Annotated in this window: 16 protein-coding genes; 5 read left to right on the top strand and 11 right to left on the bottom strand. The window is 58.7% G+C overall.

The window, feature by feature from the left end:
- The 5 genes from ACR0MS_RS04865 to ACR0MS_RS04885 form a co-directional block, all read right to left on the bottom strand.
- Positions 1 to 390, bottom strand: a complete 390-nt coding sequence (locus tag ACR0MS_RS04865) for a VOC family protein (RefSeq protein WP_480569966.1) — start codon at positions 388 to 390, stop codon at positions 1 to 3.
- A 3-nt stretch (positions 391 to 393) separates the two neighbouring features.
- Complete coding sequence (gene pdhA / locus ACR0MS_RS04870) at positions 394 to 1,389, bottom strand: pyruvate dehydrogenase (acetyl-transferring) E1 component subunit alpha (protein ID WP_480569969.1); 996 nt, start codon at positions 1,387 to 1,389, stop codon at positions 394 to 396.
- 142 nt (positions 1,390 to 1,531) lie between these two features.
- Entirely contained in the window at positions 1,532 to 1,813 is a 282-nt protein-coding gene (locus ACR0MS_RS04875) for a DUF3144 domain-containing protein (protein ID WP_480569972.1), read from the bottom strand.
- A gap of 89 nt (positions 1,814 to 1,902) precedes the next feature.
- A complete protein-coding gene (locus ACR0MS_RS04880) occupies positions 1,903 to 2,202 on the bottom strand; it encodes an FtsB family cell division protein (protein ID WP_480569975.1) in 300 nt (99 codons plus the stop codon).
- Positions 2,203 to 2,327: 125 nt separating this feature from the next.
- Positions 2,328 to 3,518, bottom strand: coding sequence for a phosphoglycerate kinase (locus tag ACR0MS_RS04885; RefSeq protein ID WP_480569978.1), 1,191 nt, complete (start codon positions 3,516 to 3,518; stop codon positions 2,328 to 2,330).
- Between the two features lie 132 nt (positions 3,519 to 3,650).
- On the opposite strand from ACR0MS_RS04885, the gene ACR0MS_RS04890 reads away from it, so the two are divergent.
- Positions 3,651 to 4,157, top strand: a complete 507-nt coding sequence (locus ACR0MS_RS04890; protein ID WP_170354506.1) for a peptidylprolyl isomerase — start codon at positions 3,651 to 3,653, stop codon at positions 4,155 to 4,157.
- Positions 4,150 to 4,698, top strand: a complete 549-nt coding sequence (locus ACR0MS_RS04895; RefSeq protein WP_480569981.1) for a peptidylprolyl isomerase — start codon at positions 4,150 to 4,152, stop codon at positions 4,696 to 4,698. Before ACR0MS_RS04890 ends, ACR0MS_RS04895 begins: the two co-directional genes overlap by 8 nt.
- 50 nt (positions 4,699 to 4,748) lie before the next feature.
- Here the strand turns inward: ACR0MS_RS04895 and aqpZ are convergent, their stop codons facing one another.
- From aqpZ to ACR0MS_RS04925, 6 genes are all read right to left on the bottom strand, one after another.
- Positions 4,749 to 5,435 carry an aquaporin Z gene (gene aqpZ, locus ACR0MS_RS04900; RefSeq protein WP_480569984.1) on the bottom strand — a complete coding sequence of 229 codons (687 nt, stop codon included), beginning with the start codon at positions 5,433 to 5,435 and terminating at the stop codon, positions 4,749 to 4,751.
- An 89-nt stretch (positions 5,436 to 5,524) separates the two neighbouring features.
- Positions 5,525 to 6,334, bottom strand: coding sequence for a M90 family metallopeptidase (locus tag ACR0MS_RS04905; protein ID WP_480569989.1), 810 nt, complete (start codon positions 6,332 to 6,334; stop codon positions 5,525 to 5,527).
- A 122-nt stretch (positions 6,335 to 6,456) separates the two neighbouring features.
- Positions 6,457 to 6,957, bottom strand: a complete 501-nt coding sequence (locus ACR0MS_RS04910; protein WP_171122193.1) for a bactofilin family protein — start codon at positions 6,955 to 6,957, stop codon at positions 6,457 to 6,459.
- Positions 6,947 to 8,272, bottom strand: coding sequence for a DUF5930 domain-containing protein (locus ACR0MS_RS04915; protein ID WP_480569992.1), 1,326 nt, complete (start codon positions 8,270 to 8,272; stop codon positions 6,947 to 6,949). Before ACR0MS_RS04915 ends, ACR0MS_RS04910 begins: the two co-directional genes overlap by 11 nt.
- Before the next feature lie 179 nt (positions 8,273 to 8,451).
- Positions 8,452 to 9,288, bottom strand: coding sequence for a ferritin-like domain-containing protein (locus ACR0MS_RS04920; RefSeq protein ID WP_480569995.1), 837 nt, complete (start codon positions 9,286 to 9,288; stop codon positions 8,452 to 8,454).
- A 63-nt stretch (positions 9,289 to 9,351) separates the two neighbouring features.
- Positions 9,352 to 9,813: a peroxiredoxin gene (locus tag ACR0MS_RS04925; protein WP_480569998.1), complete on the bottom strand. Its 462-nt coding sequence runs from the start codon at positions 9,811 to 9,813 to the stop codon at positions 9,352 to 9,354.
- A gap of 68 nt (positions 9,814 to 9,881) precedes the next feature.
- Here ACR0MS_RS04925 and ACR0MS_RS04930 point away from each other — a divergent pair, with 68 nt between their 5' ends.
- The 3 genes from ACR0MS_RS04930 (at position 9,882) to ACR0MS_RS04940 (ending at position 15,743) form a co-directional block, all read left to right on the top strand.
- Positions 9,882 to 13,268, top strand: a complete 3,387-nt coding sequence (locus ACR0MS_RS04930; RefSeq protein WP_480570001.1) for a YhdP family protein — start codon at positions 9,882 to 9,884, stop codon at positions 13,266 to 13,268.
- 44 nt (positions 13,269 to 13,312) lie between these two features.
- The gene (gene queA, locus ACR0MS_RS04935; protein ID WP_480570004.1) at positions 13,313 to 14,359 is read left to right on the top strand and encodes a tRNA preQ1(34) S-adenosylmethionine ribosyltransferase-isomerase QueA; all 1,047 of its coding nucleotides are present in this window, start codon (positions 13,313 to 13,315) and stop codon (positions 14,357 to 14,359) included.
- A gap of 112 nt (positions 14,360 to 14,471) precedes the next feature.
- Positions 14,472 to 15,743, top strand: a complete 1,272-nt coding sequence (locus ACR0MS_RS04940; protein ID WP_480570006.1) for an MFS transporter — start codon at positions 14,472 to 14,474, stop codon at positions 15,741 to 15,743.
- The last annotated feature ends 58 nt before the right edge of the window (positions 15,744 to 15,801 follow it).

A 15,801-nucleotide genomic window follows, 5' to 3' on the forward strand; every position in this document is an offset into this window, starting at 1 on the left:
TCAGTTTCCTTCCGGGGCCGGGGTGATCATCCCGACGATGTTACCTTGTCCATCTTCCACATAGGCGCAGCGGCCTATGCCGGGATAATCAGTTGGAGGTAGCGCTTCGGCACCACCATTATCCAATGCCCACGCATAGCGTTCGTCGCAATCGCTGACCTCAAAGGTCATGGTGCCGCCGCGCACGGGGCTACCGGCCGCAGGCGCTTCACCATGGCGCAGCATCAGGCCACCGGTCAGCCCCGGGCTGTCGCCGATCTGGTCGCCACTGATCAGGTGATAGCCAACGTCTTCGCCGCCGGGCATTGGTGTAAACGCCCAGTCAAATAGTCCCGCATAGAACGCTTTGGCCTGCTCTACGTTGGTGGCGTGAATTTCGAAATGCGGCATCTGTTAGGCCTCGGCGTAGATATCTGTCCAGAGCTCTTCCACGGAAGGCTCGGGGCTTTCTTTCGAGAATTCGGCGGCCTGATTGACGATCTCTTTGATCTCTTTGTCGATCGCCTTCAGGTCATCCTCGGTCGCGTGTTTGCCGGTCAGCAGCAGTTCACGGACATGTTCGATCGGGTCGCTTTGTTCGCGAACCTTCTGAACCTCTTCGCGGGTGCGGTACTTGGCCGGGTCCGACATCGAGTGGCCGCGATAGCGGTAGGTTTTGATCTCGAGGATGTATGGCCCCTTACCAGCGCGACAGTGGGCGACGGCTTTTTCACCGGCCTCTTTGACGGCCAGCACGTCCATGCCGTTGACGATTTCTCCGGGGATGCCGAAAGCCTCGCCCCGGTGATAGATATCCTTGGTCGAGGTCGAGCGCGCCTGGGCGGTCCCCATGGCGTATTGGTTGTTTTCGATTACGAACACCACCGGCAAACTCCACAGCGCGGCCATGTTGAACGTCTCATAGACCTGACCCTGGTTGGCCGCACCATCCCCGAAATACGTGAAGGTGACGCGACCGTTCTCTTTGTACTTGTCGGCAAAGGCCAGACCCGCGCCCAACGGAACCTGCGCGCCTACGATGCCGTGTCCACCATAGAAGTGCTTCTCTTTCGAGAACATGTGCATCGAACCGCCTTTGCCCTTGGACAGGCCGCCGATACGTCCGGTCAGTTCGGCCATCACGCCGCCCGGGTCCATACCGCAGGCCAGCATGTGGCCGTGATCGCGATACGAAGTAATCCGCTTGTCACCGTCCTCGGCTGCGGCCTCAAGGCCCACAACAACAGCTTCCTGTCCAATATACAGGTGACAGAACCCACCGATGAGGCCCATGCCATAAAGCTGTCCGGCCTTTTCCTCGAATCGGCGGATCAGCAGCATCTCTCGGTAATAGGTGGTCAGTTCTTCCGACGAAACATTTGGTTTCTTTGTGGTTTTTCGCGCAGCCATAGTGGCGATCTCCCCCTCTCGGCAAGATAGTTTAGCGTTAAACTATCTCATAAAGCATTTGCTGCTTTCTGGCGAGGGTAAATGTGACGCAGAGTAATTTATCGGCTGATCGCAGGCTTGAACGAAGATTTTCAGTCGCCGGTCAGCGCATATAGTTCTCAAAATTCTGGATATAGTCGTCCAAGTTTTCCGACAGCATTTTGCGATATTCAGTTACAAAATACTCAATCGTTTCTTCCTTCAAGTCCTTCATGTCGGCCCCGTTTTCGAAACCGCAGGCGCTGACCCAAGAGTTGTACCGTGCCGTTGCATAAAGAAGCGAGGCGCTGATTTTTCCGCGTGTTGTCTGATCCAGAAACGTGTTGGCCAGGTTAATAACTGCGTCAGCTCTGTCGAAAAACTGATCGTCGAGGGTATTGCTCATATTCAAATTCCTTTTGGGTTCGATCTGAAAAGCCGCATGAGAATGGAAGGCTTCGAACTATGAACTAGGTAGATGCCCGCGCCGCTTGCTCAACGGATGACAATCTCATCCGAGCGGATCATTCCAAGGACAGAGCGCGCTTGCTGATCCAGTAAATCCAGATCCAGATACGTATCTGACAGGCGGCGGGTCAGATTCTCCATCTCGGCGATTTCAGCCTCGAGCTTATCGAGGTCGCGCGACAGAGCGTCCCGCTCCGCTGCAATCTCGACCCGCCGGAACAGGCCATAGTCACCCTGCACGGCGGCAAAGGTGAAATATACACCCAGCATAAACGCCACCATAAAGAATGCGACTGCGCCCAAACCGGGCCGATTGGAACGGGACACTCTGTTTACCGCCGTATGAAGTCTGCCTCAATAACGGGTCCTTTTTGGACCTCTGAAAGCACTATGTCACAGGTGATTCGGGTTGTGAATCCCCTGATTCGACAAAATCGCGTGGGCGGGTGGTTTTATTGCTCGAGCGCGGCAACGCCGGGCAGGGTTTTGCCTTCCATCCACTCGAGGAACGCGCCGCCTGCGGTCGAGATGTACGAGAAATCCTTGGCCGCACCCGACGCATTCAAAGCCGCGACCGTGTCACCCCCACCTGCGACCGAAACCAACTGCCCGGACCGTGTCAGTGCCGCCGCTTTCAGCGCAGCCGCGTTGGTTGCGGTGTCGAAGGGTTCGATCTCGAACGCGCCCAGAGGTCCGTTCCAGATCAGGGTCTGGCTTTGTCCGAAGATGTCTGAAATCGCCGCCACGCTGTCGGGGCCTGCGTCAAGGATCATGCCATCGTTGGTGCATTGATCAGCGGGCAGGACCTGATGGGCGGCGCCTGCTTCGAACTTTTCGGCTACGACGATGTCGGTGGGCAGCACGATGGTGCAGCCCGAGGTTTCGGCCTTGGCCATGATCTCGGCCGCGGTATCCTTCATCGCTGTTTCCGCCAGCGACTTACCCACGTTCAGGCACTTGGCGACCAGAAACGTGTTGGCCATGCCGCCACCGATAACCAGATAATCCACCTTGTCGATCAGATTGCCCAACAGCTCCAGCTTGGTCGAGACCTTGGCCCCGCCCACAACGGCCGTTACAGGGCGTTTAGGCGCGCCCAGAGCGCCCTCCAGCGCCTCAAGCTCGGCCTGCATCAGGCGGCCCGCACAGGCAGGCAGCAGACGGGCGATGGCCTCGGTCGAGCTATGGGCGCGGTGTGCAGCCGAGAATGCGTCGTTGCAATAGACTTCGCCCAGCTTGGCCATGCCTGCGGCCAGGTCGGGGTCGTTCTTGGTCTCGGCTGCGTGGAAACGGGTGTTTTCAAGCAGTAGCACTTGTCCGGGCTGCAACTGTTCGGCGGCAAGTTCCGCCTCGGTGCCCACACAATCGGCTGCGAACAGAACGGTTGCGTCAAAAGCGGCTTCGAGCGTCGGGATCAATTGTTTCAGCGACAGGTTCTCGCGCCGCTCACCACCCGGCCTGCCGAAATGCGCCAGCAGGATCGGTTTGCCGCCAGCGGCCAGAATATCGCGCACGGTGGGCACGATGCGCTGAATACGGGTGGCATCGGTCACAACGCCGTCAACAACAGGCACGTTGATATCCACGCGCACCAGCACGCGCTTGCCGTTCAGCTCCATATCGTCCAGCGTTTTCCAGCCCATCGTTCCATCCTTGCCGTTAAATACGATTTAGGCGGTTCTTTTCCTGCATTTTGCCCTCAGGTCAATGCGTCACTTGGCATTCATGCGCCCGCGTCATAGGTATTTGCGCAAGACAAACGACAGGAGGGCCTCATGGCCGAGATCAAGGATCCCGAAAACACCATCATCATCGAACTCAAAGGCGGCAATGTCGTTATCGAGTTGTTGCCCGACGTGGCCCCCCAGCACTCGGCCCGGATGAAAGAACTGGCCCGTGGTGGCGAATATGACAACGTGGCTTTCCACCGTGTGATCGACGGTTTCATGGCGCAGACCGGCGACGTGCAGCACGGCGACATGGAAGACGGGTTCAACATCCGCATGGCGGGCACAGGTGGCTCGTCGCTGCCGAATGTTCCGGCAGAATTCTCGAAACTGCCGCACGACCGGGGTACCTTGGGTGCCGCACGCTCGCAGAACCCGGACTCGGCCAACTCGCAGTTCTTCATTAACTTCAAAGACAACCACTTCCTGAACGGCCAATACACCGTCTACGGTCGTGTCATCGACGGGATGGAACATGTGGACGCCATCGTCCGGGGTGAGCCGCCCATGAACCCGGACCGTATGATCAGCGTCAAGGTGGCCGCCGATGTATAAGCTGGCAGCCGCATTTGCTTTGCTGGCCAGCCCCGCGTTGGCCACGGGCTTGCAGATCGAGATCGAGGGAGAAGGGGCCAATGGCACCGTGACCGTTGATCTGTTTGACGATCTGGCCCCGAAACATGTCGAACAGATCAGCACCCTTGCCGCCGAAGGCAAGTATGACGGTGTGGTCTTTCACCGCGTGATCGACGGCTTCATGGCACAGACCGGAGATGTGGAGCACGGGCGTCTGGGCAGCGATCTGCGTCGTGCGGGCACCGGTGGGTCGGATCGGCCTGACCTGCCTGCCGAATTCTCGGACTTTAACTATGACCGCGGTGTCGTAGGCATGGCGCGGGCGCAAGACCCCAACAGCGCCAATTCGCAGTTCTTTATCATGTTCGCGCCCGGCCCGTTTCTTAACGGTCAGTATACCGTTGTTGGTCAGGTGACAGACGGGATGGACGTTGTCGACGCGATCAAACGCGGCGATGGCCCCAACGGGGCCGTCATCGGACAGCCCGATGTAATGAAAAAGGTTACCGTAACCGAGTAACAAGAAAGGCCCCGGCGCAGATCGCACCGGGGCCTTTTGATTGACAGGGCTCAGTCGTCGCCCATGGCTTTCCAAATCACGGCCCCAATCGCGCCGCCGATCAGCGGGGCGACCCAAAACAGCCAGAGTTGTGACAGGGCTGGACCGTCGGCAAACAGCGCAACACCGGTTGAGCGTGCCGGGTTTACGGATGTATTCGTCACCGGGATCGAAATCAGATGGATCAGCGTCAGGCCCAACCCGATTGCGATCGGGCCGAAACCTGCCGGAGCACCTTCGGATGTGGCGCCCAGAATGATTACAATGAAAAACGCCGTCAGTACGATCTCGATGATCAGGGCGGACATCATCGAATACCCTTCGGGGGATGCCTCGCCATAGCCGTTGCTGGCAAAGCTGCCGACCCCAGTGAATTCAGGTGCACCGCTTACGATCAGGTACAGGACGACCGCTGCCGCAATTGCACCGATCACCTGGGCGATCCAATAGGGAATAAGGTCTTTTGCGGGGAACCTTCCACCGATCATCAGGCCAAGGCTGACGGCTGGATTGAAATGCCCGCCCGATATATGGCCGACTGCGTATGCCATTGTCAGAACGGTTAAGCCAAAAGCGAAGGATACACCCAGCCAGCCGATGCCGACATCGGCGACGCCTGCCGCTAAGACGGCGCTGCCGCAGCCGCCCAGTACCAGCCAGAACGTGCCAAAGAATTCGGCCATGAGTTTTGATGACATGAAAAGCCCTCCCAAAAACAATGGGTTCAGTGTAATTCAAAAAACCAATTTTGTGAAATTCTTGTGGAGCCCGGTTCCGCGGGTGCAAGCTAGTCCCAGGTTGCGGGGTCCAGCCGGAACAGCTTGGCCAACTGCTCATAGATGCCGGGGGCCTCGGATTTCAAGGCACGGGGCCGCTCGAAAAAGACCTCGACCGATACCGCAAAGAACTCTTCGTGCCCGACGGCACCATAAGGATCAATGACCGTGTGCTGACCCTTTTCCACGGACCGAACATGGGCGTCGTAAGCCGTCAGAAACGCGCGCTCCCACTCGGCGAAGGTCTGCCCTTCGCTGAGGATCGGCACACCGTTGGTTCCACCTGACAGATCGTCGATCTGATGCGCGAATTCATGCAGGACCACGTTTTGCCCATCGTGATCGTCCAGCGCGCCTTGCCTGCTGTGAGTCCACGAGAGAATGACCGGCCCACGGTCCCAGCTTTCCCCGGTGCGGATGATTTCCTTCTCGCTGATCACGTAACCGTCCTGCCTGCGTTGCCGGGACTTGAAGGCGCTGGGGTAGATCAGGATCGTGGTGAGGTGATCGTACCAGAGCGCGCTGTTGATGATGAGAAGACATGCCTGCGCTGCGATGGCCAGGCGCATTTCCTCCGTGACCTCAAGACCATCACAGCCAAAGAACCGGACCTGATCCAGAAACAGGTTCACCTTACCGTCGAGACCCGCGCGCAGGTCAGGGGGCAAGCGCCGCACCAGGGGAACCTGAGCTTCGATTATGGCGCGCTGTTCCGGGGTGAGAGGGGTGGACAACAGCGCCTTACGTGCCTGTGATCTGGCCCAATGGCGATAGGTGAAAAAGCCCACGACAATAAGAACTAAGGCAAAGAAAATCCACATTTCGCAAGCTTATACAGGCGGGTTGCGTCATGGAACCGGAAAGTTAAACAGGGCCAAAGCCAAAAAGAAACGCCGCAGGTTTCCCTGCGGCGGTGAATCGTCATTCCGGGTAAGGGCAGGTGTTACTGCTTGACCTCTGCCGCCGGGTTTGCGCCGCCCTTGGCACTGCGGCCGGGGTTCAGGGGGTCGTCCTGACGCTGGACCGAACCTTCGAAATGCGCGCCGCTTTCGATCGCGATGGTCTTGTGGATGATGTCGCCTTCGACACGTGCGGTCGAGGTCAGGCGTACTTTCAGACCACGCACACGGCCCACAATGCGGCCGTTGATCACCACGTCATCTGCGGTGACTTCGCCCTTGATGGTCGCGGTTTCACCGATCGTCAGCAGATGCGCGCGGATGTCGCCTTCGACAGTTCCTTCCACCTGGATATCGCCCGAGGTTTTCAGGTTGCCGGTGATGTGCAGATCCGAAGACAGAACCGACGCCGGAGGCTTGGGCTTGGGCGCGGTGCTCGCCTTGTTTTCCGACGGTGCAGGGGCAGCCGGTGTTGCTGGTGCGGCGGGTTTTGCCGCTTCTGGTGCATTCGAACCGGGCTCGTTGATTTTGCTCTTAGAAAACATTTCTCGCAGCCTTGATGTAAGTCATTGGGTTAACAGGTTTTCCGTTCACACGTACCTCATAGTGCAGATGCGTGCCGGTCGACCGTCCGGTGCTACCCATATCAGCAATATGATCCCCGCGCGAGACCCTTTGACCAACCTTTACCCTGATCTTGGTATTATGGGCGTAAAGTGTCTCAATTCCGAAGGCGTGCTTGATTTTTACCAGCCGTCCAAATCCGGATTGCCAGCCTGCATGGGTGACCACTCCGTCGGCGGTCGCAAAAATATCCGTTCCGTGCGCACCTGCAAAATCGGCACCATTATGCATGCGGCGACCGCCGGTCTTGGGGTCTCGGCGTGTCCCGTAGCCACTGGTAAAGCGGACAACCGCGTTCACCGGGCTTGCAAACGGCGCTTTTTCGGCAGCGATGCGATAGAGGTTCAGCTGATCCATCTGCTGCAGCAGGGTATTCGCGCGGATTTCGTCGGGGGTCAGTTCCTCACCGCGCGTGCTGAAGGATATGGGGGTAAGGGGGCCACCCATGCCACTGTACCCGCGCCGTACTTCTTCGATGATACGGTCGGTGGGCATACCTGCCTTGCGGAACATCTTGTCGAGCGGTTCGACAGAGATGACCATAGCCTCTTCCAGCTGACGGAAAATTTCGTCGCTGCGTTCTTGCATCAGCTGGATTTCCAGTTCCAGCTCGTCGCGCTGGTCCAGCGCATCCTTGGCATCGGCAGCGATCTGATCACGCTCCATCGCGGTCCTGACCAATGCCTCGGTCATGAAGTTCATCTGGGCGGGGCTGGTGGCGTATGCCATCTGCACCTCGCCCGAACCGGCCTCTTGGTTCAGTTTGGCCAGTTCTGTGCGGGCGTCTTCGCGCTGCTTCATTGTCGCGCGCAGGGTGGTCTGAATGACCTCAATGCCCGTTTCCAATTCGCGGCGGCGGTTTTCCGATGCCAGCAGCTCGGACTGCATGGCGGAAATCTGTTCAAGCGCTGCGTTGAACCGGTCCTGAGCCATCAATGCTTCTTGCGCGCGTATATCGCGTTCGGCCGACAGAACATTCAGCCGTTCCTGATAGGTGGCCTGATCTCGCTTCGCCTGTTCGCGGAAATTGCCCGATCCGATGCTGTCCATCAGCAGGATCGCAGTCGCAACAGCGGTCCAGCCAACGATCACCGCAACGCCTGCAACGGCGGCGACCTGCGTTTCCGAGCTGAGCCGGATGAACCGTGTGTCATTGTCGGATTTCAGAAAAACCCTGCGTTCCGGAAAATGCCGTTCGAGCAGTGAGTGTAGTTTTATTGCCAGACGTGTTCGCACGCGTCTTCCCTCTTCATCCCCAAGATCGGGATCGGTCGTGAGTGATAGCCGTCCCTTGGGCGAAGTGCATAGAGGGCGCTCAGGTTTTGGGCAAGTTTGTTAACCAGTTTACCCAACAAAGTAGGTTTTTCCCGCCAATTCTCGGCGGGAAATTGCCGATAACGTCAACTTGAGCACGTTTAATGGTCGTGTCCGGGCTGAGGCAGGTCTTCGGTCAAAGGCCAGTAGAAATCCGGCGGCAGTCCTGCTTCGGCGCGTTTTTCCTCGTTGAAAGGCGGTTTCAGGACGCCGTGGAAATACCGCCGGACCAATTCGTGGAACACATCCTTTGGGTCGGCATTCTCACGCCCACACAGGAAATGGAACCACTTTGAGCCATAGGCCACGTGCCCGACTTCCTCGGCATAGATCACCTCGAGAGCGGCGATGGCCTTCTCAGCCTTGGCCTTGCGGAAGATGTCAATCATACCGGGGGTTACGTCCAGCCCGCGTGCCTCCAGCACCATCGGAACCACAGCCAGCCGCCCCATCAGATCCTCGGCCGTATCTTCGGCGGCGCGCCACATTCCCGCATGGGCGGGTAGGGCGCCGTAATAGCTGCCCATCTCCTCAAGGCAGTCGCACACCATCTCGAAATGGCGCGATTCTTCTTCTGCGCATTTCACCCAATCGTCGTAGAAACCGATTGGCATAGGCACGTGGCCGAACCGGGCGATGATGTCCCAGTGCAGGTCGACCGCGTTCAATTCGATATGCGCAACGGCGTGCAACAGAGCGATCCGCCCGGCCTCGGTCCCTGGTCGGCGTTTGGGAACGTCGCGGGGCGACAGCAATTCAGGCTTATCAGGCCGTGACGGGTAGAGCGGTGGGGTCGCTGCCCCGACCTTAATCTCAGGCGCATCACCCGCACGCGACGCAAACCACTCGGCGGCATAGCGCTTGGAAAGGGCGGTTTTCGCGCGCCCTTCCGCAGTGGTCAGAACTTCGGTCGCCATCTGGGTCAGCGTTTTCGACACAGGGTTTCTCCGCTTTTGCGTTCGCGCGGGTCTTAGACTGGATGGCGGTCGCAGGAAAGAGGGTCAGAGCGCGCGCGCAGCCTCAAGTACCTCATCCACGTGACCGGGAACTTTGACCTTGCGCCAGACGCGGGCGATCTTGCCGTCGGCGTCGATCAGAAAGGTCGAGCGTTCGATCCCCATCGACTTGCGCCCATACATGTTCTTTTCCACCCAGACGCCGTAGTCCTCGCAAACGGTTGACCCCTCGTCGGACAGCAAGGGGGTGGTCAGGTTGTGTTTGGCCACAAACTTGTCGTGCTTGGCAATGGTGTCCCGCGAAATGCCGAAAACTTGAGCGCCCGCCTCGGCAAAGGCTTGAAGTTGTTCCGAGAAACCGATGGATTCCTTGGTGCAGCCCGGCGTATCATCGCGGGGATAGAAGAAAAGAACGACGGCACCGCCTCGCAGGTTTGACAACGTGACCTCGCCACCGCCGTCGCGGGGTAACGTGAAATCAGGGGCGATGTCTGTAACGTCGGGCATTGGAAACTCCGTTAAAGGTTTTTAAGTGCTGCCCGTCATCATAGGGCGGCACGAGCGGGTTGAAAGGCGTGGATAGAAAATTGGTGCAGCACGAAGACAAAAGTGCAGACCCGCCGGGCAAGCCCCGGCGCGGTCGGTCGCGTCGTCGTACTGCCCTTCGCTGGACGTTGTGGTTCGCACTTTCCCTTGCGGCGATGGCTTTTGCGGGGTGGTTCTTTCTGATCGGTCAGCAACTGCACGCCCCGAATTGGATGCGGGTTCAGGCTGAAAAGCGGCTTGATCAAACGCTGGGCGGGCTGAAAATCCGCTTCGGCGATGCCACCTTTTTTGTGAATGAGCAGTGGCGCCCCCGGCTTCGCCTGACGGATGTGACCATTAGTGACGCCGCCGGACAGCAGATCGCCCAAGTGTCGGACTTGCGCACGCGTCTGTCGATGCGGGGGCTGTTGCGGGGGCAAATCCGGCCTAGACGCATAATCCTGCAAGATGCACAGATCGCGCTGACGCGCGGCGAGGATGGTGCGCTGTCGCTGACGGTCGGTACGGGTAGCTCGCCCGTGCAACAGGCACCTACATTGGCCGAACTGATCGAAGAATCCGACGATGTGTTCCTTTCTCCGATCCTGTCGGGCCTCAGATCGGTCGAGTTGCAATCCCTGACGCTGGACTACCAGGATTTGCGGATGGGTCGGGCCTGGGTGTTCGACGGTGGGCATATCTCGATCACGCGCAGCGGGGACGAAATGCGCCTTGCCACCGGGTTTTCGGTTTTGACCGGCCGGGACTATGCCAGCTCGATCGAGGCCAATTATTCCAGCGTTTTAGGTACGCCCGAGGCCAGTTTCGGCATTTCCATCACCGATCTGCCTGCCGAGGATATCGCGGGGCAAAGCCTTGCGCTGGCGTGGTTGCAAGAACTGGACGCCCCGATTTCCGGTGCCCTTCGCGGCAGCGTTGATGGTCAGGCTGCGTTGGGTCCTTTGTTTGCCACACTGAATATTGCCGCAGGTGTCATCCAACCGACACCTGAAACACGCCCCATTCGATTTGATTCTGCGCGCACCTACTTCACTTATGATCCCAGCGCTCAGGTGCTGGATTTCAACGAAGCGTCGATCGTTTCCGATCTGGGGGCGGTTCAGGCCAGCGGTAAGGCGTATCTGGAAGGGATAGAGAACGGGACGCTGGAAAGCCTGACGGCACAGCTGGACCTGAACAATATTGATATCTATCCCGGCGGCCTTTTCCCCGAGTCACTTGAATCCGCACGGGCAAATCTTGATTTCCAATTGAAACTAGCCCCGTTCGAGGTGCGATTGGGGCAACTGACACTTGTGGACGCGGACCATATTCTGCGCGCTTCGGGTAATCTGATCGGCCGCCCGGAGGGATGGGTGGCGGCTCTGGATGCGCATCTGAACACCATGACCGCCGACCGATTGCTGAACTATTGGCCCGAAATTTTGGCCCCAAAGCCAAGGCTCTGGGTCTCTGAAAACCTGTTTGAAGGCCAATTTCAGGACGTCGAGTTTGCGTTGCGGCTGCAACCGCAAAGCAAGCCGGACATTTACTTGGGGTTCGGGTTCGAAAACGCCAAAATCCGGTACGCAAAGACGTTACCCCCCATTCAGGACGCTCAGGGTCGGGTCAGTCTGCTTGATGACCGGTTTACCGCTTCGGCGGAAAGCGGGGTAGTGATTGCCGATGCTGGCGGGGCGGTTGATGCGTCGGGGACGTCGTTCATCATTCCCGACACAACGATCAAGGGTCAGTCACCGGCCATTGCCCGGATAGAGGCGCGTGGTTCCGCGACGGCAGCCCTGTCGCTGCTTGACCGCGAACCGCTTGAGTTGCTGACAAAAGCCAACCTGCCTGTCGATTTGGCTCAGGGCGAGGTCATCTTGTCAGGCACGCTGGCCCTGCCGATGAAGAAGGGTCTGAAATTCGATGACACCGAGTTCCACTTCACCGGTGAAATCGACAACGTGGCAAGCGAGCGGTTGGTGCCGGGTTTCTCGGTCAGTTCAGACCGCCTGAATGTGAAGGGCGATCAGAATTCGGTTGAAATCGGCGGGTATGGTCTGTTTGGCGATGTTCCTATTGACGCAACATGGCGCCAGCCAATCGGTGGTTCAGGCCCACAGCGCAGTGAGCTGACCGGTGAGATCGAACTGTCGCCCCGTCTGATGACCGAGCTGAAAGCCGGATTGCCGCGGGGTATGCTGACAGGTCAGGGAACCGCAGAGGTTTCCGTCGGCATCGGGGCAGGTGACCCAATAAAGCTGACCGCGACCTCTGATCTGGTCGGTGTCACCCTTGCGATCCCCGAACTTGGCTGGCGCAAGGGCAGCCAGACTGCCGGAACATTGAACGTCGACGCCACGCTGGGCGATCAGTTGCGTGTGGACGAGCTTAAGCTGGATGCGGCGGGTTTGCGCACAACGGCTTCGATCTCGTTTCGTGAAGGGGGTGACTTTGACAAGGTTCAGTTCAGCTCTTTCGATATGGGCAATTGGCTGGCCGTCCCTGCCGAGCTGGTGAACCGTGGATCGTCCGTGCCGGATATCCGCGTGCTGGGCGGGGTCATGAATTTGGGCGGTGCCACTTTCGGCGAAGGCAGCAGCGGTGGCGGAGGTGGCGGGCGCGGGCCTGCGCTGGACGTTGTGCTGGATCGCTTGCAGGTCACGGAATCGGTGGCGCTGACGGGGTTCAGTGGATCATTCCAGACGTCGGGCGGCATCACCGGGGCGTTCACTGCCGGCGTGAACGGAGGCGCGTCGGTTCGCGGGCAGGTCACCCCGCGCGGCGGGCGCAGCGCCGTGGAACTGAAGTCATCCGACGCCGGTGAAGTGCTGCGTTCGGCAGGGGTCATCACTCAGGCACGTGGCGGCTCGCTCGACATGAGCCTCGAGCCCGTCGGCGCACCGGGAAACTATGACGTTAACCTCAAGATCGTGAATACGCGGATCACGGATGCCCCTGCGATGGCTGCCTTGCTGAACGCGATCAGCCTTGTTGGTCTGCTGGATGAAATGGCGGGGCAGGGCATCTTTTTCTCGACCATCGAAAGCCGGATGCGCATTACACCGACCGAGGTCAAAGTCCTCAGCGGCAGTGCGGTTGGCCCGTCCATGGGGCTGTCTTTCGACGGGACGATAGATACCGTCGCGGGGATGCTGAATTTGCGAGGTGCGATTTCGCCGATCTATCTTGTCAATGCGATCGGCAGCGTTTTCACCAAAAAGGGTGAGGGTGTGATTGGCTTCAACTATAATCTGACAGGCCCCCTGACCTCACCCAAAGTGTCCGTGAACCCCTTGTCGGGTCTTGCGCCGTTGTTCTTGCGGAACCTCTTGCGTGCCCCGGCGCCCACAGTGACCGACGGCCCGAATTCCCTGCCTGTAAAGCCTGATGAGCCCAAAAAGACCTTTGGCTCCCCTCCGAAGGATCATTGATCTGGGCTGTTGCTGAATCCGGTCGGGCCTTGTATGGCGCGCGCATGAAACTCAGCGACTTTGATTTCCACCTGCCCGAGGACCTGATTGCCACGCGCCCAGTAACGCCGCGGTCGTCGGCGCGGTTGCTTGTGGCCGATGGCGACGCGATCTCGGACGCGCATGTGTTTGATTTGCCCGATTGGTTGCAGCCCGGAGATCGCCTTGTTCTCAACGATACGCGTGTCATCCCGGCGCGCCTGAACGGTCGGCGGCACCGCGACAGCGCGCAGGGACCCGTTTCAGCGGCGATCGAGGCAACCCTGCTGGACCCGCAAGCGGACGGAACCTGGGCCGCGCTGATCAAACCGCTGAAGAAGGTAAAACTGCGCGAAGAGATCGGGTTCTCGGACCAACTCAGCGCCACGCTGGAGCGGGTAGAAGACGGGCAAGCGTTCCTGCGGTTCAACCTGACCGGTGAGGACTTTGACGCCGCGCTGGAACATGCCGGTGCGATGCCCTTGCCGCCCTATATCGCGGCCAAGCGTCCAGCGGACGATCAGGACAAGACAGATTACCAGACGATCTGGGCCCGCAACTCGGGTGCGGTGGCTGCACCAACCGCGTCGCTGCATTTCGACGAGGCGCTTATGCGCGCGTTGCACGAGCGCGGTGTGCAAATCACACACGTCACGCTGCATGTTGGCGCCGGGACCTTTCTGCCGGTGAAGGTCGAAGACGTGACGACGCATAAAATGCACGCCGAATGGGGCAGGGTCAGCGCGCACGCTGCCAGCGAAATCCAAGAGACCAAGGCCGCTGGCGGACGGGTCATACCAGTTGGAACCACAGCACTGCGCCTGATCGAAAGCGCCGCGCGCTCGGGCCGGATCGAACCGTGGGAGGGTGAGACAGACATATTCATCTATCCCGGCTTCCAGTTCCACGTCACCGACGCGCTGATGACCAACTTTCACCTGCCGAAATCCACGCTTCTTATGTTGGTATCAGCCTTGATGGGACAAGGACGCATGAGCGATGTCTATGCTCATGCAATTGAACAGAAATATCGGTTCTTTTCATACGGGGATGCGTCGCTTTTGATGCCCTGACCGCCGTCTTGTCGGGATCGCGATACGGTTATGTCGTAGACAAGCATGCCCCGAGCCGTTTTTCATACCAAAACGAATCCATAATTCAGACCGATTATTCGTGGAGGTCCCAATGATCCAGGTCCTGTCCAGCGCATGGGCGCTTCTTCTTGGCGTGGGCCTGCTTATGGTCGGCAACGGTTTGCAAGGCACGATCCTTGGTGTTCGCGGCGAGATCGAGGGGTTCTCGACCCTTGAGATGTCGTTTGTGATGTCGGCGTATTTCGTGGGTTTCCTCGGCGGATCGCGTCTGGCGCCCGAGATGATCCGACGTGTGGGTCATGTGCGCGTGTTTGCGGCGCTGGCCTCGTTCATTTCGGCCGTGATGATCATGTACCCGATGCTGACAGCACCTGTGGCGTGGATTCTGGGCCGTGTTGTGATCGGGTTTTGCTTTTCCGGCGTGTACGTGACGGCCGAAAGCTGGCTGAACAATGCCGCCAGCAACGAAAACAGGGGGCAGGCGCTGTCGCTGTATATGATCGTCCAGATGACTGGGATCATTACGGCACAGGGCTTGATGCTGGTCGGAGACCCCGAAGGGTACGAGACCTTCGTGATCGCGTCTATTCTGGTTTCTATTTCCTTTGCGCCGATCTTGCTGTCAATTTCACCTACACCGGCCTTTGACACGACCAAGCCGATGACCCTACGCGAATTGATGGGCAAGTCACCGCTTGGCTGTGTCGGCATGTTCCTGTTGGGCGGCGTTTTCTCGGCTCAGTTCGGCATGGCGTCGGTATATGGTGCGCGGGCCGGGCTGACGCTGGTCGAAATCTCGACCTTCATCGCCGCGTTTTATGTCGGGGCCGTGGTCTTGCAGTACCCACTCGGCTGGTTTTCCGACCGCATGGATCGCCGGTTTCTGATCATGCTCGTGGCCATCGCCGGGGCCGGAGGGTCGATTTCCGGCATGCTTTTCGGAACGGCGTTCCCAATTTTGCTGATCTCAGCTTTCGTGATCGGCGGGATGTCAAACCCGCTCTATTCCTTGCTGATTGCACATGCCAATGACTTTCTCGAACACGAGGACATGGCCGCCGCATCCGGCGGGCTTGTCTTTATCAACGGGTTGGGGGCGATTGCCGGTCCGTTGATCACCGGTTGGCTGATGGGCGACGCGGTGTTTGGCCCGCAAGGGTTTTTCCTGTTCATCGCGATGTTGCTGGTCGTGACCGCAGGGTATGCCATGTACCGCATGACACAACGCGCGGCGGTCCCGGTCGACGAAACAGGAACGATGTCGCCGCTGTATCCCACAGCGTCACCCGTTGCGTTCGAAGTTGCACAGGAAGTGGCCATCGAAGCGGCCGAGGCCGAGCAAGATACGCAAGATGTTGCCTAGGACACGGATTTATGTCGCAAGTGTTGCAATATGTTACTGTAACAGATCTGTAAAACAG

The organism is Ruegeria sp. CJ2, assembly GCF_056536745.1.

Coding starts and splice junctions, on each gene's coding strand:
- ACR0MS_RS04865 (WP_480569966.1), bottom strand. CDS start 390: ATGCCGCATTTCGAAATTCACGCCACCAACGTAGAGCAGGCCAAAGCG.
- pdhA (WP_480569969.1), bottom strand. CDS start 1,389: ATGGCTGCGCGAAAAACCACAAAGAAACCAAATGTTTCGTCGGAAGAA.
- ACR0MS_RS04875 (WP_480569972.1), bottom strand. CDS start 1,813: ATGAGCAATACCCTCGACGATCAGTTTTTCGACAGAGCTGACGCAGTT.
- ACR0MS_RS04885 (WP_480569978.1), bottom strand. CDS start 3,518: ATGGGCTGGAAAACGCTGGACGATATGGAGCTGAACGGCAAGCGCGTG.
- ACR0MS_RS04890 (WP_170354506.1), top strand. CDS start 3,651: ATGGCCGAGATCAAGGATCCCGAAAACACCATCATCATCGAACTCAAA.
- ACR0MS_RS04895 (WP_480569981.1), top strand. CDS start 4,150: ATGTATAAGCTGGCAGCCGCATTTGCTTTGCTGGCCAGCCCCGCGTTG.
- aqpZ (WP_480569984.1), bottom strand. CDS start 5,435: ATGTCATCAAAACTCATGGCCGAATTCTTTGGCACGTTCTGGCTGGTA.
- ACR0MS_RS04905 (WP_480569989.1), bottom strand. CDS start 6,334: ATGTGGATTTTCTTTGCCTTAGTTCTTATTGTCGTGGGCTTTTTCACC.
- ACR0MS_RS04910 (WP_171122193.1), bottom strand. CDS start 6,957: ATGTTTTCTAAGAGCAAAATCAACGAGCCCGGTTCGAATGCACCAGAA.
- ACR0MS_RS04925 (WP_480569998.1), bottom strand. CDS start 9,813: ATGCCCGACGTTACAGACATCGCCCCTGATTTCACGTTACCCCGCGAC.
- queA (WP_480570004.1), top strand. CDS start 13,313: ATGAAACTCAGCGACTTTGATTTCCACCTGCCCGAGGACCTGATTGCC.
- ACR0MS_RS04940 (WP_480570006.1), top strand. CDS start 14,472: ATGATCCAGGTCCTGTCCAGCGCATGGGCGCTTCTTCTTGGCGTGGGC.